The sequence below is a fragment of the Salibacterium qingdaonense genome, assembly GCF_900114715.1.
GTDB lineage: Bacteria > Bacillota > Bacilli > Bacillales > Marinococcaceae > Salibacterium > Salibacterium qingdaonense.
The window spans coordinates 63,465-84,743 of sequence record NZ_FOTY01000013.1; the positions used below are offsets into that span (position 1 = coordinate 63,465).

The 21,279-nt window shown below is 45.5% G+C and carries 20 protein-coding genes and 1 pseudogene; 17 read left to right on the top strand and 4 right to left on the bottom strand.

The features are described 5' to 3' along the window. Positions 1–13 precede the first annotated feature (13 nt). From pstB to BM058_RS11145, 6 genes are all read left to right on the top strand, one after another. The gene (gene pstB, locus BM058_RS11120; protein ID WP_090927117.1) at positions 14–835 is read left to right on the top strand and encodes a phosphate ABC transporter ATP-binding protein PstB; all 822 of its coding nucleotides are present in this window, start codon (positions 14–16) and stop codon (positions 833–835) included. Between the two features lie 17 nt (positions 836–852). Beyond that, the gene (gene phoU, locus BM058_RS11125) at positions 853–1,503 is read left to right on the top strand and encodes a phosphate signaling complex protein PhoU (protein WP_090927118.1); all 651 of its coding nucleotides are present in this window, start codon (positions 853–855) and stop codon (positions 1,501–1,503) included. A 223-nt stretch (positions 1,504–1,726) separates the two neighbouring features. Next, positions 1,727–3,820 carry a chemotaxis protein CheA gene (locus tag BM058_RS11130; protein WP_090927119.1) on the top strand — a complete coding sequence of 698 codons (2,094 nt, stop codon included), beginning with the start codon at positions 1,727–1,729 and terminating at the stop codon, positions 3,818–3,820. 13 nt (positions 3,821–3,833) lie between these two features. Further along, positions 3,834–4,301 carry a chemotaxis protein CheW gene (locus tag BM058_RS11135; protein WP_090927120.1) on the top strand — a complete coding sequence of 156 codons (468 nt, stop codon included), beginning with the start codon at positions 3,834–3,836 and terminating at the stop codon, positions 4,299–4,301. Positions 4,302–4,331: 30 nt separating this feature from the next. Next, positions 4,332–4,691 (top strand): response regulator, encoded by a 360-nt coding sequence (locus tag BM058_RS11140; RefSeq protein ID WP_090927121.1) that lies wholly within the window; start codon positions 4,332–4,334, stop codon positions 4,689–4,691. Between the two features lie 18 nt (positions 4,692–4,709). Then, positions 4,710–5,195 carry a chemotaxis protein CheX gene (locus BM058_RS11145; RefSeq protein WP_245736948.1) on the top strand — a complete coding sequence of 162 codons (486 nt, stop codon included), beginning with the start codon at positions 4,710–4,712 and terminating at the stop codon, positions 5,193–5,195. 131 nt (positions 5,196–5,326) lie between these two features. On the opposite strand, the gene BM058_RS11150 is transcribed toward BM058_RS11145, so the two are convergent. Continuing rightward, entirely contained in the window at positions 5,327–6,526 is a 1,200-nt protein-coding gene (locus BM058_RS11150; protein ID WP_090927122.1) for a DUF418 domain-containing protein, read from the bottom strand. 184 nt (positions 6,527–6,710) lie between these two features. Between BM058_RS11150 and BM058_RS11155 the strand changes: the two genes are divergently transcribed. The 5 genes from BM058_RS11155 to BM058_RS11175 all read left to right on the top strand — a co-directional run bounded on the left by BM058_RS11155 (position 6,711) and on the right by BM058_RS11175 (position 12,967). Then, the gene (locus BM058_RS11155) at positions 6,711–7,895 is read left to right on the top strand and encodes an FtsW/RodA/SpoVE family cell cycle protein (RefSeq protein ID WP_090927123.1); all 1,185 of its coding nucleotides are present in this window, start codon (positions 6,711–6,713) and stop codon (positions 7,893–7,895) included. A 292-nt stretch (positions 7,896–8,187) separates the two neighbouring features. Next, a complete protein-coding gene (locus BM058_RS11160; RefSeq protein WP_177195527.1) occupies positions 8,188–10,353 on the top strand; it encodes a methyl-accepting chemotaxis protein in 2,166 nt (721 codons plus the stop codon). A 150-nt stretch (positions 10,354–10,503) separates the two neighbouring features. After that, complete coding sequence (resA, locus tag BM058_RS11165; RefSeq protein WP_090927125.1) at positions 10,504–11,037, top strand: thiol-disulfide oxidoreductase ResA; 534 nt, start codon at positions 10,504–10,506, stop codon at positions 11,035–11,037. 128 nt (positions 11,038–11,165) lie between these two features. Then, positions 11,166–12,350 (top strand): D-alanyl-D-alanine carboxypeptidase family protein, encoded by a 1,185-nt coding sequence (locus BM058_RS11170; RefSeq protein WP_090927126.1) that lies wholly within the window; start codon positions 11,166–11,168, stop codon positions 12,348–12,350. Between the two features lie 17 nt (positions 12,351–12,367). After that, entirely contained in the window at positions 12,368–12,967 is a 600-nt protein-coding gene (locus BM058_RS11175) for a CPBP family intramembrane glutamic endopeptidase (RefSeq protein ID WP_090927127.1), read from the top strand. 13 nt (positions 12,968–12,980) lie between these two features. On the opposite strand, the gene BM058_RS11180 is transcribed toward BM058_RS11175, so the two are convergent. Next, positions 12,981–13,889, bottom strand: a complete 909-nt coding sequence (locus BM058_RS11180) for an LCP family protein (protein WP_090927128.1) — start codon at positions 13,887–13,889, stop codon at positions 12,981–12,983. A 154-nt stretch (positions 13,890–14,043) separates the two neighbouring features. Between BM058_RS11180 and BM058_RS11185 the strand changes: the two genes are divergently transcribed. The 5 genes from BM058_RS11185 to BM058_RS11205 all read left to right on the top strand — a co-directional run bounded on the left by BM058_RS11185 (position 14,044) and on the right by BM058_RS11205 (position 18,501). Beyond that, positions 14,044–14,532 (top strand): cation:proton antiporter regulatory subunit, encoded by a 489-nt coding sequence (locus BM058_RS11185; RefSeq protein WP_245736949.1) that lies wholly within the window; start codon positions 14,044–14,046, stop codon positions 14,530–14,532. A 6-nt stretch (positions 14,533–14,538) separates the two neighbouring features. Then, positions 14,539–15,711, top strand: coding sequence for a cation:proton antiporter (locus BM058_RS11190; protein WP_245736951.1), 1,173 nt, complete (start codon positions 14,539–14,541; stop codon positions 15,709–15,711). Between the two features lie 145 nt (positions 15,712–15,856). Beyond that, a complete protein-coding gene (gene mgtE / locus BM058_RS11195) occupies positions 15,857–17,218 on the top strand; it encodes a magnesium transporter (RefSeq protein WP_090927140.1) in 1,362 nt (453 codons plus the stop codon). Between the two features lie 113 nt (positions 17,219–17,331). Then, positions 17,332–17,895, top strand: coding sequence for a hypothetical protein (locus BM058_RS11200; protein ID WP_090927129.1), 564 nt, complete (start codon positions 17,332–17,334; stop codon positions 17,893–17,895). A gap of 273 nt (positions 17,896–18,168) precedes the next feature. Continuing rightward, positions 18,169–18,501: a hypothetical protein gene (locus BM058_RS11205; protein ID WP_090927130.1), complete on the top strand. Its 333-nt coding sequence runs from the start codon at positions 18,169–18,171 to the stop codon at positions 18,499–18,501. Between the two features lie 272 nt (positions 18,502–18,773). On the opposite strand, the gene BM058_RS11210 is transcribed toward BM058_RS11205, so the two are convergent. Next, positions 18,774–20,438 (bottom strand): glycoside hydrolase family 43 protein, encoded by a 1,665-nt coding sequence (locus BM058_RS11210; RefSeq protein ID WP_322787880.1) that lies wholly within the window; start codon positions 20,436–20,438, stop codon positions 18,774–18,776. 298 nt (positions 20,439–20,736) lie between these two features. Here BM058_RS11210 and BM058_RS18620 point away from each other — a divergent pair. Continuing rightward, positions 20,737–20,995, top strand: a pseudogene (locus BM058_RS18620) (hypothetical protein); the annotation flags it as partial. Here the strand turns inward: BM058_RS18620 and BM058_RS11220 are convergent. Then, positions 20,956–21,279 (bottom strand): IS30 family transposase (locus BM058_RS11220; protein WP_143083015.1); only part of this gene is annotated, 324 nt, incomplete at its 5' end. The pseudogene BM058_RS18620 and the gene BM058_RS11220 overlap by 40 nt on opposite strands.

Below are 21,279 nucleotides of genomic sequence, written 5' to 3' on the forward strand. Positions count from 1 at the left end.
GAGGTGTTTTAAGATGCTCGCAAGTCAGGAAAAAAATACAGAATATGAGGACAACACCACAATTGAAACCAAAAAAACCGGGAATTCCGTTTATAAAGTCGATCAGCTTAATCTGTGGTACGGGGAAGACCAGGCGCTGAAAAATATCGAACTGGATATCCCGGAACAGGAAGTGACCGCAATTATTGGTCCGTCAGGGTGCGGGAAATCCACGTTTATTAAAACACTGAACCGTTTGACAGAAATGATCCCTTCTGTAAAGACCTCAGGTGGCATCTACTACCGGAATCAGGATATTTTCGACAAGAAATATAAAGTGGAACTGCTTCGGACGAAAGTAGGCATGGTTTTTCAGCAGCCGAACCCATTTCCAAAGTCCATTTATGAAAATATCGTGTACGGCCCGAAAATCCACGGCATCAAAGACAAAAAAGTGTTGGATGAAATTGTGGAAAACAGCTTAAAGGGAGCGGCTCTCTGGGAAGAAGTGAAAGATGACCTGAAAAGAAACGCGTTTGGTCTTTCCGGTGGTCAGCAGCAGCGCCTCTGCATTGCAAGGTGTCTCGCCATAGAACCAGATGTGCTTTTGATGGATGAGCCGACATCGGCACTTGACCCGATTTCAACTTTGAAAATTGAAGAGCTTGTACAGGAGTTAAAGAAAAACTACAGCATTATCATCGTCACACACAATATGCAGCAGGCTGGAAGAATTTCAGATAATACCGCCTTTTTCCTGAATGGTGAGGTTGTGGAGTATGATCAGACAGACAAAATCTTTTCGTCACCTGATGACAAGCGCACTGAAGATTACATTTCCGGCCGATTCGGGTAAAGACAGGGGGCTGATGTATGGGAGTAAGAGGAACCTATGAGCAGGAACTCGTCCAGCTAAAAGAAGATATTTCGACCATGGGAGAGGATGTGATTGCTGTGTTCAGGCAGGCACTGAATCTTCTTGAAAACCGTGATGACGAAAAAATAAAGACTCTCATTGAAGGGGACAGCGCCATTAATCAAAGGGAGCTTCAGATTCATGATGACGCTACAATGATGATTGCCCGCCAGCAGCCGGTGGCGACAGATTTACGTACAACCATTGCAGCTTTAAAAGTGTCCAGTGATCTGGAGAGAGTCGCTGATCTTGCAGTAGATATTGTGAAGGCGGCAAAGCGGATGGAACAGGAGAGCAACGGCAGCGAAATACAGGAAATCAGGGAAATGGCGGATGTTGCAGAAGAAATGCTTCGTGAAGCGTTGATTGCCTATCAGAATAGAGACTTGATGCGCGCGCAGCGCATTGCCACGCTCGATGATACGGTAGACCGAAAGTATAAACATTACATTCAAAGGCTCTTTACTTTGAGCGACGAAACGAATGCGGAGCAGACCACTCAGCTTGCATTCATCGGACGGTACGTGGAACGAATCGCAGACTACGGGACGAACCTTGCAGAATGGATAGTATATGAATCCAACGGAAAACACTTTGATTTAAATTAAATGGTACCGGTGCAGTAATGCTGTACCGGTTATTTTTATTTCAGTAACGATGACAACAGACATTATTAGGTATATAGAACTAAAAAATAGACTTTTCAACAAAAAATATAGCAGCATCTATGAAATTTTTCTTATAATAACCGATATTAGTGAAGTAATAGTTAGAAAAGAGAAGAAGGCAGCTTTTACCATAGATAACTTGCAGAATCAGGGGGTTTGGATATTGGGTCAATCTGAGTATTTAGAAGTGTTTATTGATGAAAGTCAGGAGCATCTGCAGACGCTGAATGACCATTTGATGCAGCTGGAAAAAGAACCGGAGGATATATCGATTGTAGGGGAAATCTTCCGCTCTGCTCATACTTTAAAAGGAATGGGTGCAACGATGGGATTTGAAGATCTTGCACGTCTGACACACAATCTGGAGAACGTGCTGGATCTTATTCGTCATGAACATATGAGTGTTACATCCCATGTCATGGATGTTGTGTTTGAATCGGTGGATGATCTGGAAGAAATGATTACTGACATTGCCGGCGGCGGAGATGGCTCCAGGGATGTAAGTGAGGCGGTGCAGAAGCTTGAAGTGCTGCAAAGCGGAGAAGACAAAGAAACAGCTGCAAAATCTGAAGCAGCTGCAGCTGTTCACGTGGAATCTTCACAGGATACAGACAATACAGCTGTAAGCGAATCCTATGATGAATATGAGCGGACGGTGCTGAAACAATCCCAGGAACAGGGGTACACTCCATATAAACTCGAGATTACACTTGATGAACAGACGATGCTCAAAGCAGCCCGCGTCTATATGGTCTTTGATGTGCTCGAACAGGTGGGGGATATCATTAAATCCACCCCTTCCGCGGATGAACTGGAAGATGAAAATTTCGAATCATCTTTTGTTATTACCGTGATTTCCAGTGTGGAGCTGGAGGAATTGAGACAGCGTGTTCTCAAAGTATCAGAAATAACAAATGTGTCTGTAGAAGTCGTTAATGTAGATGAACCCGCACCTGCAACAGATAACGGCAGTAATGATACACCAGAGAAGCCGGCTGAGGATGCTTCTGCAGAAAAGAATGAGCAGCAAGAAGATGCTGCTAAGCCTGCTAAAGCAGATAAACCAGAGAAACAGAATACAGGGTCCAAAAAAGGCAGTGAACTCAATAAGACGATCCGGGTAAACATTGACAGGCTCGATGTTTTAATGAATCTATTTGAGGAGCTGGTGATTGACCGGGGACGCCTGGAGCAGATATCAAGTGAACTTAACAACAGTGAGTTGAACGAAACAGTGGAACGCATGTCCCGGATTTCAGGGGATCTGCAGGAAATTATCCTGAATATGAGAATGATGCCGATAGATCAAGTGTTCAATCGATTCCCGCGGATGGTAAGAAGTCTTTCCAAAGAACTGGGCAAAAAAGTCAATCTTGAAATCACAGGTGCAGAAACCGAGCTCGACCGAACCATTATTGATGAAATCGGGGATCCTCTTGTCCACTTAATCCGTAATTCCATTGATCATGGTATTGAGCAGCCGGACGTCCGTGAAGCTGCCGGCAAATCACCTGAAGGAAATGTGCATCTTAGTGCTTATCACAGCGGCAATAACGTCTTCATTGAGATTGAAGATGACGGCAACGGCATTGATCAGGAAAAAGTGATAAAAAAATCGCTTGAAAATGGGGTCGTGAACGAAGAGGATCTTGAAAAGATGAATGATCAGCAGATATTTGGGTTGATGTTCGCTTCCGGATTCAGTACAGCACAGGAAATCACAGACATATCCGGAAGAGGCGTAGGGCTGGATGTCGTGCGCAATACATTTGAAACGCTTGGTGGAAATATCACCGTCAACTCCGTTTATGGCCGGGGCTCTCTATTTTCCGTGCAGCTTCCTCTGACACTTTCTATTATCGATGTCATGCTCGTTGAAATAGGAAAGGAGAAATACGGAGTTCCGCTCACCGCTATTGTAGAAACAGCCATCGTGAACAAAAACGAAGTTCACAGTGCTCACGGACAAAAAGTGATTGATTTCCGCGGGAACGTCATTCCGCTTGTCTTTTTGAATGAAATATTTGAAGTACCTGATACAGAAACAGCAGGCGAGGACGAGTATTATTCCCTGGTCATTGTCAGCAAAGGGGACAAAATTGCAGGACTGGTCGTGGACTCATTAATCGGACAGCATGATGTTGTTTTAAAATCACTCGGAAGTTACCTTTCGAACGTGTTTGCAATATCGGGTGCTACCATACTGGGCGACGGGCAGGTTGCTCTCATTCTTGATTCGAACGCACTGATTAAATAGGGAGGTGGCAGAAATGGCCGTAGAAACAGCAGAAGGATATGTAAAAGTAATCGTATTCCAGCTCAAAGATGAGGAATATGCAATCGAAGTGGATGACGTTCAGTCCATTGAGAAAATGCAGGCTGTCACCCGTATTCCGGGAGTGGAACCTTATATCATCGGGGTGATGAACTTAAGAGGTGTCATTACACCGGTGATGGATCTGAGAAAAAGGTTTGAACTGGAAAGCAGACCTTACGATGAAGCGACGAGAATTCTGGTTTTAAAAAGAGATAACAGTGATATCGGGTTTATTGTGGATGGAGCGAACGATGTCATGGATATCGCCGCTTCAAATATTGAACCTACTCCTGAAGTTGTAGGAGGTGTGGCAGAAGAATATCTACGCGGCGTTATAAAACTGGAAGAGCGCTTATTTACGCTTCTCCATATTGATAAAATTTTGAATAAGCAGGACGACAAACAGCGTTCCGGTATGTAAGGCAGACAAATAAAAACGTGAGGTGAAAGCATGGCTTCTGTACTTATTGTGGATGATGCATCATTTATGCGGATGATGATTAAGGATATTTTAACAAAAAATGAATTTGAGATTGCAGGCGAAGCGTCTAACGGCCAGGAAGCAGTGGATATGTATAATGAGATGAAGCCTGACCTGGTAACAATGGACATTACGATGCCCGAAAAAGATGGTATTGCAGCACTGAAAGAAATTCTGCAGCAGCATGCGGGGGCGAAAGTGATTATGTGCTCTGCTATGGGTCAGCAGTCCATGGTCATTGATGCTATTCAGGCAGGAGCGAAAGATTTTATAGTTAAACCATTTCAGGCAGACAGGGTTATGGATGCCGTTCAAAAAGTGATGGGATAAAAAAAGGGGAGCCTTAATATGAGTGCAGCACCGCAGATGAACGCACAGCATGTCAACGCGATAAAAAACGCCGCTGTCATCATTGTAAATGAACACCTTGGCTTGCAGATTGAAAAATCCAAACCATATGTATCCGGCAATCAGTTTATTTCTTCTGATATTTCGGTTTTGATGGGCGTTAACGGCACGTTGGAGGGCCAGATTATCTGTACGATGAAAGAGCAGACCGCCCTTTCTATTGTAGGAAGCATGATGGGTGGTATGAACGTTGAGACTCTGGATGAAATGGGTTGGAGTGCCATTCAGGAATTTGGTAACTGGGTGGCAGGAAAAGCCGCGTCTGAGCTTGCGAAGGCAGAAGCTGTTATTGATATTTCACCGCCGGTTATTAATGAGGGGAAGTCCACTTTCCGTATGGAAAAAACGTTTCTTACGATTCCTTTGACAAGTGATGCGGGAGAAGTGCTTCTGCATGTTTCGATAACGCCGAATACAGACAAATAAATCCGGTTTGCCGGCAGAGTCCGGACCTTTCGGTGCAGCTGCAAAAATCAGGCTGCCGTAAATGTTTGATGGCAGCCTGAAAATACATACCAGTAATCATTATCCGCGGGTTCCGCCATCTATAAGCTGTATTAATGAAGCGGTCGGTATATCCAGTGCCGCCACAGCTTTTCCAAGGGACCCTGCCTCCAGCGTTTGAGCCAGAAAGAGCTGAAGACGGCCTGCGTGCTGAAAATGACAAGAGTAATAAGAAACCCCGAGGCTGCCCCTATCGTTCCAAAGAGTTCCAAGCCGAACCCGTAAAAGAGGAAGATGCAGATCAATGTCTGCAGGAGATAATTCGTAAGCGCCATCTGTCCCGCCGCAGCAACAGGGCGTAAAAAAGAGGAGAACAGCTGTTTTTCGGTGATCGTGACAAAGAAAGCGACGAAGCCAAGCATCAGCATCGGCCCTGCCAGCATATTTAACCCCTGTGCTGTGCCATCGGCAAGCCAGAGCGGAACCGGCAGCAAGTCGTGAAGAAGAGCCGCATATAAAAACGATAGAAGTCCTCCGGCAGTGAGCATGGATATCATCGTTTTTTTCCACAATCCCCGGTACTCAGCTGCTCGCTGCACCCATTCTTTTTTCCCAATATACAGACCGATAAGGAACAAGCCAAGAATGTGCGGGACATTCAGCACCAAATTGGAAAGGACGAGCGGAACTTCTTCATTCAGCCGGAAATGGAGAATGTTAAGGTAGGATCCGGTGGAATACACGGCTTCTGCTTCTGCAGCGCTTGTGAGAATCTGTTCTTCGTATCCGGTCTCTGAGGCTGTCAGCATATTTGCGCTGATCGTAAGAAATGCAATGAAAACCGATGCCAGGCAAACCAGGACAACCACCCACGTTAGAATGGTGCGGGAACTCCGGTGGATAAACAGAAGCAGCAGCAGCCCTGCAGCGGCGTATGTATGAAGAATGTCGCCTGACCACAGGAAAAGTAAATGAAACAGCCCGGTCCCCATTAAAAAGGCAAGTCTTCGTTTGTAAAACCTATCTGCATCCATCCCCTTCTCTTTCAGTTTTTCATAGAAAAGAAAAAAACCGAGTCCAAATAAAAAGGAGAACAAAGGATAAAACTTGCCGGTTACAAGCCAGTCGATCATAAATGTCACTCCCCCGTCCACCATGTCTGAAGGAAAAGAAGGTGATGCTCCCGGAAGACTTTGCAGCTGGAAAAAAGGAGATTTAAACGAAGCCATATTGGCAGTCAATATACCGAGCAGTGCAAAGCCCCGCAGTATATCAAGGGTCTGGATACGTTTTTGTTTTCCGGCTGTATTCATTAAATCAACAGCTCCTTCTGCTCAAAATACGGCTTATACATGACACCATTTCTATTAAGTTTAACATGCTTGATAAAGGGATTGAAATTCTCCGGGAAGTTTCCCTCTATACGTTTGAATCATAATCGTGTATGATTTTTATGGGGAAATTTCAACCATATAGAGAAATGCTGGTGATGCATTGGTGAGTTTACATAATCCAATCAACGAAAAACAATATGATATTAACATGTTTTTTGTCATGTTCCTGTTCGGCGTTGTCAGTTGTTTTTACATTTACCACGCTCAGCAGATGGGGCAGTATGAAGCCACGTTCCATACATCACAGATGATGTATTATGTACTCGGTTTTGGTGTGGCATTTGCCGTTCTTCACTTTGATTTTGAGTACTACATGAATATTCACTGGTTTTTATATGGAGTCGGTCTGTTTTCGCTGGTGCTTCTCGATGTTATTGGTCCCAATGAAACATTCGCTCCCATGCAGAACGGGGCGGTAAGTTGGTTTGCGGTGCCGAAGATTGGGACAGTCCAGCCTTCGGAAATTATGCGTATCTTTCTCGTCATTACGTTAAGTGCGATTATTTATCGTCACAATTCCAGGCACCGTGAAGATCGTTCGATTCAGACAGATCTATGGCTGCTTCTCAAAATAGGAGTGCTGATTGCACCAGTTGTTTTCCTGATTTACCGGCAGCCCGATATGGGGAGCATTATGCTCATCGGGGCCATTGTTACAGCACTGTTGATTGTGTCGGGGATGTCGTACCGGATTCTTACTGTGTTAATCGGAGTCCCGATTACAGCCGGTCTTGCCTTTGTGTTTGCCTTTTACCAGTTTCCAGAATGGGTGGGACGTAACCTTCTTTCCAATCTTCCCGGGTATCAGGTGGCCCGCATTAACGGATGGCTCAACCCATTTGAACATGTGGATGCCGGATACCAGGTTCTTCAGGCAATGACAGCCATCGGCTCCGGACAGCTTTATGGTAATTCCGGTACATCGGTGTACATTCCCGAGGCGCATACCGACTTTATTTTTGCGGTGATCAGTTCGATGCACGGTTTTCTGGGAGGAGCATTTGTTATCACCCTTTATTTCGTGCTGCTGTACCAGATTTTAATGACGGGCCTCCGCTGCCATAATGCCTTCGGAAAATACCTGTGTGCCGGGTTGATCGGCATGTTTGCGTTCCAGATCTTTCAAAATATCGGGATGGGTCTCGGTCTTCTCCCGGTTACCGGCTTCACCCTGCCGCTTCTCAGTTACGGAGGAAGCTCCATCGTTGCGACAATGTTTGCCCTCGGTATTGTGATGAGTGTGCGTTATCATTCCAAAACATACTTTTTCGAACAGCAGAAAGAATAATACGCTGCGCAAACAAGGAAATGAAATTAAGATACAAGTTCTACCATAACCCGGACGATAGTCATTCGTGCTGCTTTGCTGCGTTGACATCGTCCGGGTTTTTTATTCTGCTTCAGGTACAGGGATTCCTCTTTTTTTTACATTGTATTAAACATTCAGAAAGAAGGTCGATATAAGTAATGAAAGTCACATGAGGCAAAGGTATTATTTACGGAGTATCTGAAACGGAAAATCTATAATGGACTCGATACTTAAGCCTCAGTTGTGTTACATAAAGATGGGGGATGAAAGAATGCGTAAACTGAATACGAAATTAATTCTTCTCACAGGCGGTCTCGTAACAGTGTCTTTGCTTGCGGCCGCAATTATTATTTATTACCAGATGACAGATGTCGTCGAGGAAAATGCAGCCGGGACAGGAACCAGTTCGGTGGAAAAGGAAAAACGTTACATAGAACAGTATTTTGAAACGTTCGAAAATCATCTTAATATGATCAGTGGGGACACAAGAGTTACTACTTTTTTGAAGGATAAGAGCGGGAATGGTCCGGATTATTCCAAAGGTTACAGTGGTGTGATAGAAGTGATGAACCGCCTTATTTACAACTATGACAGCGTGGAACTGACGTTCACAGGGGCGGCCAACGGGGGGACGCATACGACACCTCATGTGAATGTGGAAGACATGGATGCAACGACCCGCCCGTGGTATCAGGCAGCCGTAGAAACGCCCCAAAAGACAGCCTGGACAGAGCCTTACAAAAGTGAAGACGGCGGGAACTATGTCATCAGCGCAGGAAAGGCCGTCGTAGATCCGCTCACCAATGATGTGCTCGGTGTTGTTGGTATAGACGTGTCGCTTTCCCATCTGAATGAAATGATGGCGGAAATGGATGTGCCTTACAACGGCTTTATCACGCTGATAGGTGATAACGGATCGGTGGTGGCCCACCCGGAACAAGATGGTGTACAGCTTGGCGAAGGGGACCCACTGTATTCGGTTTTGGATACGGAGGGAAGCGGCCGCACCTCCCTGCAGCACCAAAATGACGAGTACAGCCTGTTTTATGACAGGATTGAAACGAACAACTGGGTAATTGGTACGGCTTTTTCAGATGACGCCATGGCGTCGGAATCAGCCGGTATCCGGGATACCATTATGATTATTGCTGCGGCGGCGATTATTCTTTCCGTTCTCCTTACGGTGATTATATCCAGGCGTATCACAAAACCGGTAAAAGAGATGCAGAAGAAAGTAAATGAGATGGCGGAAGGGGATCTTACCGTTCAGTTCCCGGGAAGTACGCATGAAGAAATAGACTATTTGAGCAGAGATCTTAATAAAATGGCTGAAAATCTCCGGACGCTTGTGGAGCAGGTGAAAGGCTCAGCCACCCAGGTGGCTTCTTCTTCCGAGCAGTTCAGCGCTGTTTCGGAAGAGACAAGTGCTTCCGGAGAGGAAGTAGCAAACGCTGTCTATGATATTTCGCAGGGTGCTGTGTCTCAGGCCGAGGAAGCGGAGAAGACGAAGCAGGAGATGGAGATACTCACAACAGCCTTTATGTTTCTCGAAGAACAGGTGAAAGAAATTGAAAACCGTTCTAAAACATCGGAAGAAATTAACGAAGCAGGGGCAGCCAAAGTAACAACGCTGACAGAAAAGGCCGGGGAATCCCAGACGATGATGGAAGAAGTAGAGCACGTATTCGCCCGTTTGTCGGAAAGACTCGAAGATATTCAAAAAGCGATGAGCTCTATCGGAGATATTTCCGATCAGACCAATCTCCTGGCCTTAAACGCCAGCATTGAGGCAGCGCGAGCGGGCGAACATGGAAAAGGTTTCGCCGTTGTGGCCGAAGAAGTGCGCAAACTCGCTGACGCTTCCAGTACATCCGCCGATGAAGTGAAAACCATCCTGAAAGGGCTGACGGATGAAGCAGACCAGGTGCATGAGACCGTAGAACGTTCCCGTCATGTTTCTTCTGAACAGCAGGAAGCGGTGCAGTCTGTAAAACATTCGTTTGAACAGATAAAAGAAACCGGAGAATCGATTTCAGCGGTGGTGCAGCGCCTTCTGGAAGAAATTCCAATGATGGACGAGCGCAGGCAGGCAGTGGAAGAGGCTATTACGAGAATTGCTGAAGTATCGCAGTCCAATGCAGCTTCTGCTGAAGAAGTAAATGCTTCCACGGATGAGCAGAAAGAGGCTATGCGTTCTGTGGCAAGCTCTGCAGAGTCTCTTCACGAACAAAGCGATACCCTTGCTTCGTTTATTCAGCAATTCAGGGTTGGACACACGGATAGTCTCCAGGAAAATGCAGATGAAGCTGCGGACCCGCACTCCGTTGAAGGCGAAGAGGAGCAAGTTGACGAAACAGAAAACGAAACAGAAGAAAATTTGGAAGAAGACACAAACACCGGGACTGAAACGGAATTTTCCAGCGGAGAGAATAAGTAAAAAAGGGAGGGGCTGTATCAAAAGGTACAGTTCCTTCTTTATATTTTCATAAAATCGCTTTTATGTAGAATGCATAATACTGAAAAAACATTTATACTGGACATGGTCTCTCTATTTTTTATGCAGTCAAGATGAGGAGGTTCATTCTGAATGGCAAAAAAACGCAAACGGTTGATTATGCGTTCTTCGATACTGGGAGCAATTACAGTAATGCTCGCTTATGTTTTTTATACTAATTTTATGTCCGGAGAAGAGACGAATGTCCAGGAAGGGGAGACAGCCCCTAATTTTGTGCTGGAAACGGCGGACGGCGAACAAGTGGAACTGAAAGACTTCCGGGGAAAGGGAGTGTTCCTGAACTTCTGGGGCACATATTGTCCTCCGTGTGAGGAAGAAATGCCCTACATGAACGAATTGTACAAGGAGTTTAAAAAACGCGGCGTGGAAGTTCTTGCCGTCAATGTTGGCGAGTCGAAGCTGGCTGTGAATCGTTTTGCTGACCGTTATAACTTGTCTTTTCCTATGCCGATTGATGAAAACAAGAGTGTTCTGGACCGTTACGGCGTCAGCCCGCTTCCTTCCACGTTCCTGATAGATGAAAACGGAACGGTGCAGCGTGTTCTTCTCGGTGCGATGACAGAAGAGAAAATGAGAGGGTATATGGAAGAAATTGAACCGTCCTGATTCGGTTCTTTTTCTTTGAATTACTGCTTGAGAGCAGGAACAGGCACGGTTTCTGTCGAACATACTTGATGAAGACGGAAAAAAACAGCATGCAGACCGAAAGTTTGTAATAAAGGAGTATCTTTTTAATGAAACAAATACGATATACTTTATTTTTGGCTGCCATCGCATGTGTTGTGTTTTTGCTGGCTTCTGACTGGAAGAGTGCCTATGCAGAGACGAAGGGTGAAAAAAGGCCCGATCCTTCCGCTGAAACAGCTGTGCTGATGGATGCCGGGACCGGACAGGTGCTGGTTGATAAAAAAGGAACAAAGCGGATGTATCCGGCGTCGATTTCAAAGATCGGCACCGCCATTACAGCGCTTGAACTGGGAGACCCGGAAGAAATGGTAACCGTGAGCCGACGCGCTGCAGATACAAAAGGCACATCCGTTTACCTCGTCGAAGGAGAGGAAATGCCGCTCAAACAACTTGTTCAAGGTCTGCTTATCAATTCCGGAAATGACGCCGGCACGGCGATAGCTGAGCATCTCGAAGGTACAGAAGAATGGTTTTCAAAGCAGATGACCGACTATCTCATCGAACAGACCGGTATCGAAAACACCTCATTCAGCAATCCGCATGGCCTCTTTGAAAAAGATCATTATTCTACAGCCGAAGATATGGCTCGTATTACGAGATATGCGATGCATAATGACGCTTTCCGTGACATTGTGTCGACCAAGACGCTTGAATGGAAAGGGAAGGGATGGGAAACCGAGCTGCGCAATCACCATCAGCTTCTTTGGGAATATGAAGGAACGACGGGTGTTAAAAACGGCTATGTTTCGGAAGCGGGCTATACCCTCGTTACCTCTGCCAAACGGCAGGGGAGGGAACTGATAGCAGTCGTTATGGACGCCGACACGAGTCGGAACGCTTACCAGGACACGAGGGAACTTCTGGATTATGGGTTTCATGCGTTTGAAAGGAAGACAGTACCAGAGGGAGCGCGTTTTCAGTCTCCGGATCAAAGCATTTATATTACTTCCGAAGAAAAGAGTTATCTTCAGGAAAAAGGAACAAACACGACATTAAAAGCAGGGAACGACGGCGAATGGAAAGTCTTAAATGACAGGAACCGAGTTATGCTGAGCGGCCCCCTGACGAAAGAACGCGTGAAATCCGGCGGAGAAAAGAAACAGAGTGCAGCCGTTATCCCGAGGGAAGAGAGCGGGATAAAAGGTGCCTTGTGGAACATGTGGAACATAGGGAGCAGTTATACTTCGACCACAGCCAGAACGCTGTATTATCATCTTCGATTATTGTTATAGAATAGGAGCGTTTTCCGTTGAATGAGCCGACAGAAGGACCGGACGATATGCCGCTTGGAACTGTCTGGAAAAGTTTCGCGTTTCTTGCTGCATCCGCAGTAATCCTGATTCTAATTTTTAACGGTCCGGAGTATCTATGGAATCTCTGGAGTCTGGACAACGCAGTACTGGAAACCGCGGCGGGAGCCGGTGCCGGGATAGTGTTTGCAGTAGTTGTTATCGGTCTTTACCACGTTTCAGTAATTAAACTTCCGGATAATCTTTACATCCGTTTGATTGAACAGCTGGCAGCGAAAAAATATGGTCTGTTCACCATTGCAGTTGGAGCAGGTATTTCGGAGGAAATTCTGTTCCGTGGTGCTCTTCTTGGTATTACAGCAGGTTATACAGGAGAAACAGCAGCACTGCTTCTTGTCTCCCTGTTGTTCATGGCGCTTCACATTCCGCAGTATAAGGGGAATGTGCTTATCCATATCATTGTTTTTATGATGGGAGCTGTTCTGGGTGTCTTGTTTTTACGAACAGGAGCATTATGGGCACCAATCGCCGCCCACGCCGTGTATAACGCTGCATTAACGTGGTTGATGCGAAAGAGACAGACGGTGACCGGAACGTGACAGACCTCCTGCTTTAATGATGATTTTTCAGGCGGAGTGCTGCCTTTTGCCATTCGCGCGTTGTAACCTCGTAATAGCTGACTCCTTTGTCCATTTGATTCTTTCCTTCCAGTTCGAATGTTTGTATATAGTCAAACGAAGAACGATACCGAGTGAATAGAGCGCGGAGTTCTTCCAGTGTCATGTTTGTCTTTACGTTATTCTCCATAATATCCAAAATATCTGAGCTGTCGGGAAGATGCCCGAGTGACATGGTGTCTTCTAAGAGAGCGGAGAGTACCTGCCGCTGCCTTTCATTTCGGCCCAGGTCTCCTCTTGGGTCGCTTTTGCGCATCCTTACGTACTGCAGTGCTTCTTCTCCATTCAGGGTAACCGGTCCTTTTTTAAAATGGAATGTTCTACTGTGATCGACGTTATCCTGAGAGAAAGCAAAGTCGTTTTTTACCTTCACTCCACCCAGTTGATCGACTATTTCCGAAAACCCCTGCATGTCCGCCTCCACCACAAAGTCAAACGAATAATCCAGCTTGTTTTCTGCGGTCTGTTTCACAAGTCCTGCTCCTCCGTAGGCGTAAGCATGGTTTATTTTTTCCCGGCCGCGGCCTGGTATGTTAAGTTTCGTATCCCGTGGGATATTAAACAGCAGAACGGATTCGTCCTCCGGGTTGATGGATGCTCCCATTATGGTATCAGCGAGGCCCTTTTCTCCAGGGCGGTCTCCAATTCCAAGGAAAAGAAAGGACACCGTTCCGCGCAGAGGACCTGAAGATTGAATGGATGTTCCGACATCTTCCGCGTAGTTGTCGTTCATTTCCTCTACATGTGTCCCGGCTTTTTGGTATAGATAATAGGCCCAGCCGGCTCCGGCAGTAAGAATGGTCAGCAGTACAGTGATAAATACAATAAGCGCGGGTTTCCACATAAAAACCGGAACTCCTTTTACAGCCTTTTTTTAGAATATATCATGAATAAAAGGTGAAAAGAAGTACTGCTTTGTCTGCATCGCCTGTTCATAAAGCTGTTTATTGCTTACAATATAAAGGGATGGAGATAGCGAGAGAAAGGAGAGAGGGAGTTTGGATGTAAAAGTAGCAGATCTTCCTGGAATCGGCAAAAAAATGACCTTCTACACCGCTCAAGGAAATATGATTGTGCTGGTCACCCATCACACAGGAAAAAGAGAATTGTACTTTTTTCAGGAACCGGATGATGATGAACCGGACTTTTCCATGGAGCTGACGTCCAATGAAACGAGGGAGCTGGGTGCGCAGCTGTTAGGTGCGATGTTTCAGCCGGTGGATAGTGACCAGATGAAACTTTTCCGCAGCAAAGTAATAGTGGAATGGATAGAGCTTCAGGAAACGTCCCAGTTTGCCGGAAAAACTATCGGAGAGTCGGACGTAAGGAAGAAAACAGGCGTATCGGTAGTAGGAATCTTCCGGAATAATGAAGTAATTGCGAGTCCGGGTGTGGAGGAAAGACTTGAATCCGAAGACACTATTATGGTAATTGGCAAAAAAAGTCAAATTGCGATATTCGAAGAAATGGCGGAAGGAGAGGGGTAATCCTACGTGGAATTGGAAATACCGGAGCTGCTGGCAGCAGGGCTTATTCTTTTTGCTATGTTTGTTATTGGATTTCTCGGGCTGAGAACGCGCATTCCCGATGTTATTTTGTTTATTTTAGCGGGCATCGTGTTCAGCGGTCTGCTGAGTGATTCGGATATTCTATACTTTGCAGGGGAAATTGGCATTGTGCTGCTCTTTTTTATGCTGGGGATGGAATTTCCCATCGGCAAGCTTGGAGCGATTGCGAAAAGAGTAACACCTGCCGGACTGCTTGACTTATTTTTAAATTTTGTTCTTTCAACAGGGATCTGTCTGCTTTTTGGTTTGGATGTTTTAACAGCCTTTCTCATCGGGGGTATCCTTTATGCCACCAGCTCCTCCATTACATTGAAAATGCTGCAGAATACGAAGCGGACCGCCAATCCGGAATCTGAATTCCTGCTCGGGGTGCTTATCTTTGAAGACATGGCTGCTCCTGTCATGGTCGCTGTTTTTGCAGGGATTATGGCAGGAGGAGAGGTGACAGGAATGGACTTTCTGTTTCTTGCGGTTAAAGTCACAGCATTGACATTGGCTGCCATATTCCTGGGAAGATTTGTTTTCTCCAAGTTGAAGACTTTTATCGACCGAAATGCAGGGTCCGACATTTTTCATCTGTTTTTGATTGGATTGGCCTTGATTGTCAGCGGTACGGCTGTATTCCTGGAACTTTCAGAGGTGCTTGGAGCGTTTCTGGCAGGGATTATGCTGGCTGAAACAGGAAGAAGTGAAACATTCGAGCCGCTTATTCAGCCGGTACGCGAATTGACACTGCCCCTGTTTTTCCTTTGGTTTGGCACTCAGATTAATCTGGACGGAGGTGTCATGTATCCTGCGCTGCTTACTGCATTAATTGGATGGTCCCTGCTTGGTAAATGGCTGACAGGCATGGCTGGTGGCCGCATGTATGGTTTGTCCCCAAGGTCGGCGTTTCGGGCCGGACTCTCCTTCACGCCCCGCGGCGAATTTTCGATTATCATAGCCAGCGCAGCTACAGCAGAAGTGATGGCGTTTGGCAGCTTGTTCATCGTCATTTCGTCCGCTGCAGGCATCGCTTTATTTCTGTATGCTCCTGCGCTCACAAAAAAAGTGTATGGGTCAAAGCAGAAGAAAATCAAACCAAATGCCCAGAGGTGAATTGACAGCCTTCGACAGCGGCATTATATTGTAACTTGTGTATCCTACAGAACACTCGGCAGTGTCCGGAAGCGGATCTGAGCCGTGCGGAAAAATCCGAACCGGATCTTTCCTGAAAAAACCTCTGCTGCGGGAGGAATCCATAGTGGTAAAATTAAATGAAGAAACAAGAGAATCGTATGTGGACAAAATTATGAAAGCTGTCATAACCGAAGAAATAGAAACATTTCGAACGATGTTTCTTGAACTTCACCCCGCAGATCAGACCGATGTGTTTTTGAGTCTTGAACCACCTGAACGTAAACGCGTCTATGAATTTTTGAGTCCGGACGAGTTCGCGGAAGTATTTGAAGGACTGGAAACCGAAGATCAGAAGCGGATTGCTCCTGAGCTGAATGAATACTATGCAGCAGAGATGTTTAACCGTATGTACGCCGATGATGTGGCCGACTTTTTCAGTGAGTTGGAAGAGGATCAGGCCGATACTATTTTACAGGCTATGGACCGGGAAGAGGCTGCCGACGTCCGTGAACTTCTGACGTATGAAGAAAACACAGCTGGGTCTATTATGACGAAAGAATACATATCGGTTAAAGCGTTTCATACCGTCGAGGACGTTATTGAACTGCTGCGGGAAAAAGGACCGGATGCAGAAACCATCTATTATCTATATGTCGTAGATGAAGCCGGGAAACTTGTCGGCGTGACGTCGATACGGGATGTTATTACCTCCTATTCCGACAAAACGATTGAATCGGTTATGAGCTCCCGTGTTGTGTCGGTACATGTGAAAACCGATCAGGAAGAAGTAGCGCAGATCATTCAGAAGTATGACTTTCTGGCCGTTCCGGTTGTTACGGAGCATCAGGTGCTGGTAGGCATTGTAACGTTTGATGACGTTATTGATGTAATGGAAGAAGAAGCAGCCGAAGATATTGGTGAGATTACTGCTTCACGAGGGGCCGATGTGACGCTCCGGCCGTTCCAGGCAGCTAAACGCAGAATGCCGTGGATTGTTCTTCTCATGTTTTTCGGCCTCGGGACGGCGGAGGTTATCAGTGTATTTGAGAGCACGCTGGAGACTGTTGTCCTGCTGGCTGCGTTTATTCCGATGGTGATGGGATCGGCCGGGAACACCGGTACTCAGTCGCTTGCGGTGGCGGTGCGGGCTTTGGCCACTGGAAATCTGGAAAAACGAGGATTCATGAAAACCATTGCGCGGGAGTTTCTTACCGGTTTTTATATCGGAGTTGCATGTGCCGCTGTTATTATCGTTCTTATTGGTCTTTTTTATGGTGACTTCTTTCTTGGAGTTATTGTTGGTGTGTCGATTATGATATCGCTAGGTGCGGCGAGTGTGATTGGAACGACGGTACCAATGCTTATTAATAAGCTGAAAATGGACCCGGCGATTGCCTCGGGCCCCTTTATTACAACGTTAAGTGATGTAATCAGCCTTATGATTTACTTTTTGATTGCGACCTCGCTGCTTCAATATATGCAATAGTGTAAAAAAATCTTTCTTGGTTTTTGAACGGGAATTTCAAAAATACGTTTACAAGGGAGCCGGAGGTTTCGTACAATATGAGTAATAAAACAGCGTAAGAAGGGGGAAGGGTATTGAACGAATCATTTGAATCCTACCATAATTACCAGAATCCCTTCCAACCTGTGTATAGTTCAAGGCTTGATCCGTGGAAGCATGCGGTACAAGAGGTCCTAAGTGATGTCACGGCACAGGTGCTGTATCTTGATCCGGAAGAGCGAACGTATTTCCGGTTGGTAGAGTGGTTTAAAGCGGCATGGTTTTCCCGGATTTCCTCGGATTATTTTTCTTATGATACATCCTATTATCTTTATTTGATACATGTATCCAGTCACTTCCTTCCTCACTTGGAAGGTGCATCCGGGACGCTTGCCGGCTGGATAAGATACCAGCCTTTCCATGGAGCGGCAGAGACACTGACTGTTCCTGTCGTCAAACAAGTTGACCGCCTTAAACTGTATGTATTTGAAACGGACCCTGAAATATTGTCGCATCTGGCAGATACCGCAGCGTTTCACGTTTTATGCAGCAGTGCTTCATTTCCGGATCTGCTCGAGATTGATTCTGCTGGAGACGGCCGCTCGAGCATACACACTCTGGGCACGTTCAAACGAAATGACTGGGATATAAAGGAATAAGGAGAACTGAACAAGGTCGGGGCTGTCAAAGGGCTGTTTTATTATAGCCTTTTGACAGCCCTTTTTATTATTTAACGTATAATAAAACCGCCTGACTCAATTGTCATTTTCAAACAAAAATTGTAATGGAATCGTATCAAAAGTCTGTGAATGGAAAAAGTATTTCGCCGGCTTTTCAGCAAGCGCTGGCGGCGGACGCTTGTACGTCAGCGCCACGCCTGTTGATTTACCATATAAAGGAATGGGAAAGGGTTCTATGAGGAGGGTGCATCTGTGATCAAAGCATGTATCCCCCTTCCTTTTCAGTGGAACGAACCCGCCGCCCAGACTCCAGCGGGAGAAGCGTCAGCCGAAGATCACCGGGTGATTTTCCCGGTAGCTGAGGCGACGCCCGCGGAAAGCGGGCAGGAAAGGCGGAGTCCAACGAAACGTTTCCTATATTTGGATAATCAACAGCCGTGCGTCAGCGCACAAGTAAGGCATGGGAGCTGGACTGAGATGGTTTCGTCCGCCGCAGTTCCGTGGACACTACATCGTTCAACAGCGTGCTTAGTATCCATGAAAGCAGGGTCGGGGGAAACTAAAGCCGCCTGTACCGGCAGGTAGTGTCCATTGATTTCTGCCGGCGGACACTGGTGCTCGTTTTCATCGACCCAGTATCCCCGAAATAGTACTCTGTGGACACTAATCCCCTATCTGCCGGTCTTAGTGTCCACAAGCGGATGAATGACAGCTGAAAGCACCCCCCCTGATATATTGGATCTGCGTTGCAGGAGGGTACTTTTGGCTCCTGGCTGTCGTTACATCCTTAGTATCATAAAAAAAAGAGCTGTACCTTTTGATACAGCTTTCATGAAATTCCTTTTTTCATTCAGTTTTTATTTCAATGCACTTGTTCGACTTCCCCAAATTGTTATTCCTTGATCAGATGCTGCAGTAAACGTCCATACGTTTTGTTCTTCAAGCGGATCCCATTGTTTAACAAAAACCCCGCTGTATGTTTCATCATCAACGGTGACTCGAACTTCATTTTCATTTAAAAGCTCCCACGTTCCTTCTATTTCACCTGAAACCTCATAGTTGTCATGTAATGTTATTTCCGATGAGGATTTTACTTCATCCGTATTATCTTTTTTATGGTTAATAAATTTATAGTCTCCCACTACATTTTCTTCTGATACTTCCTCTAAACTTTCACCGCTATAGCGATACGGCGCAGCCATAGGCCAATCATTTTCATTCATGTACAAGGGGTGCACACGTACTTCAAACTTTTCTCCAGAGTCTGGGAAACGTGTATGAAAAACAAGGTACTGTTGATTTGTATCAGGATCAACATAAACAGAATTGTGGCCGGGGGAAAAGTAACCTAAGCTGGCGTCATCTGATGTACTTTTAAATTCATAGTGCCCCATCAATTTGTTTCCAAATGGTGCATTGTCTGTATCCTCAGGAAGAACGGCAGGATTCCCTTGTGCATCAACGAATGGACCTTCCGGACTTTCGGACCGGAACACGCGCATATTGTATTCTCCATCCGATCCAAGCCATCCATATGTTTTATATAAAAAGTAGTATTTACTTTCCTCATCATACACGATATACGGTCCTTCGCCCGATTTTCCATATCCCCCTGAAATTTTTGTCCCGAAATAACGGTCTATCATACGACCATCCTCTGTTTCTCCGTCTTTCTCCGGGCGGATGACCCCACCTGTTTCTTTATTCAGTTCATGTAAAAAAATACCGCCGGACCAAGACCCATAACTCATCCATAGTGTTCCGTCTTTATCATAAAAAACATTGGCATCAATAGCGTTCGGATACATTGTATTGTTGTATGAACCGTCTTCATTAAACCAAGAGGGGTTCACTTCACTGACATCCCCCTCATCAACCAAATCAGGAATATTTGTGTTCGTCCATTTTTTGTTAACATCGCTGTTCTCATCATAGTCCTCCTGCTCTGTGAATCCGGAATAAACAATGGTATCCACGTATTCATAAGGACCTTCTATATCCTTAGAAACAGCATAACCTATCGCCGAACGAATATAGGTTGATGATGCGGAATAATAAATCATGTACGCACCAGTTGACCCGTCATCATTCACATAATCTTCATTCCAAAATATCTCCGGAGCCCATACAGCAAATCCTCCCTGACTGTCCGCATCGTCTTCACCAGCCCACTCAAAGGATTCCGATAGATTTGCCGAAAGATCTCCATATAATGAATTGTTGGGCGTTTCATATCCGTTTGTGAACGATTCCCAATTCATTAAATCCTTTGATTTTGCCGCTTCGATATGTGTGCCGAAAATATAAAACGTGTCCTCTTCTTTTATAATAGAGGGATCATGTACCGCAACTTCTGAAAAGTTTGGCTCTTCGTCTTTTTTGTTATCGTTCTCAGCAGATTCGTTGCTTTCCACGGTAGTTTCCTCCTTGTCACTTGTAATGGCTATCCAAAAAACAACACCAATGAAAACAACAGCTAGTGTGCTCAACATCATCCTTTTTAACACTTTCCTGCTTTCCATTCACCTACCCCCTCTCATTAAATGAACCGCTTACAAAAATGTAATGTCCTTACAAGTTAAACAATCAATTTCCAGACTACACTAATTGCTGAATTTTCTCAATATTTTTTCTGGAATTGTCCGTATATCTTTGAGGATTTTGTATATAATTTTTCTCTCTGCTTGTTTTCTTATGATTTTCTAATAGAATGCTTTTATACAAATGACGAAAAGGGGGGGACAGATATATAATACATAATCCAACTGGGAAAGGACGTTTTGGCTTGACTCTTAAGGTGGAGTAGTTCAAATGGCTTGTATGGGAAAGGTATTAATAAGTACTTTTACACTGGCAATGGAATATCAAGGGCACAGGGCAGGCAGTATCAGTGCTTTACTGGGAATGCTTCCGTTATTATTTGGTTCCACCTTCATCCCAGATTGTTGGTATTAATGAAACCACCGCCGTTCCGATGGGAGCCGTATTATGTATTACTGCAACTATCGGTTGTACTGCTTTTTTCCTTAAGACGGTTTGTCAACCTAAGTGCAACACTTCCTGCTCAAATGCTTCGTGAGCGGTTTTCCAGTCTAAACATTTTCTCGGACGTCCGTTGATGAGAGCCAGTGCTTGTTGGAGCTCTTCTTCGGTAAGCTGAGCTAAATCACTTGCTTTGGGAAAGAATTCTCGAAGGAGCCCATTCCCATTTTCATTACTGCCCCGCTGCCAGGACGAATAAGGATCCGCAAAATAAACATCAATGCTGCATTCCTGCTCGATTCTTGGGTAACAGGCAAATTCTTTTCCCCGATCGACGGTAGCCGTTTGAAAAGCTTGGTTTGGTAATGTTTCATGGAGCGT

Bases quoted from the DNA above. Each gene is read 5' to 3' on its own strand.
- BM058_RS11160 (WP_177195527.1), top strand. From the start codon at position 8,188: ATGCGTAAACTGAATACGAAATTAATTCTTCTCACAGGCGGTCTCGTA.
- pstB (WP_090927117.1), top strand. From the start codon at position 14: ATGCTCGCAAGTCAGGAAAAAAATACAGAATATGAGGACAACACCACA.
- BM058_RS11210 (WP_322787880.1), bottom strand. From the start codon at position 20,438: ATGGAAAGCAGGAAAGTGTTAAAAAGGATGATGTTGAGCACACTAGCT.
- BM058_RS11170 (WP_090927126.1), top strand. From the start codon at position 11,166: ATGAAACAAATACGATATACTTTATTTTTGGCTGCCATCGCATGTGTT.
- BM058_RS11150 (WP_090927122.1), bottom strand. From the start codon at position 6,526: ATGAATACAGCCGGAAAACAAAAACGTATCCAGACCCTTGATATACTG.
- BM058_RS11180 (WP_090927128.1), bottom strand. From the start codon at position 13,889: ATGTGGAAACCCGCGCTTATTGTATTTATCACTGTACTGCTGACCATT.
- BM058_RS11145 (WP_245736948.1), top strand. From the start codon at position 4,710: ATGAGTGCAGCACCGCAGATGAACGCACAGCATGTCAACGCGATAAAA.
- BM058_RS11135 (WP_090927120.1), top strand. From the start codon at position 3,834: ATGGCCGTAGAAACAGCAGAAGGATATGTAAAAGTAATCGTATTCCAG.
- phoU (WP_090927118.1), top strand. From the start codon at position 853: ATGGGAGTAAGAGGAACCTATGAGCAGGAACTCGTCCAGCTAAAAGAA.
- resA (WP_090927125.1), top strand. From the start codon at position 10,504: ATGGCAAAAAAACGCAAACGGTTGATTATGCGTTCTTCGATACTGGGA.
- BM058_RS11140 (WP_090927121.1), top strand. From the start codon at position 4,332: ATGGCTTCTGTACTTATTGTGGATGATGCATCATTTATGCGGATGATG.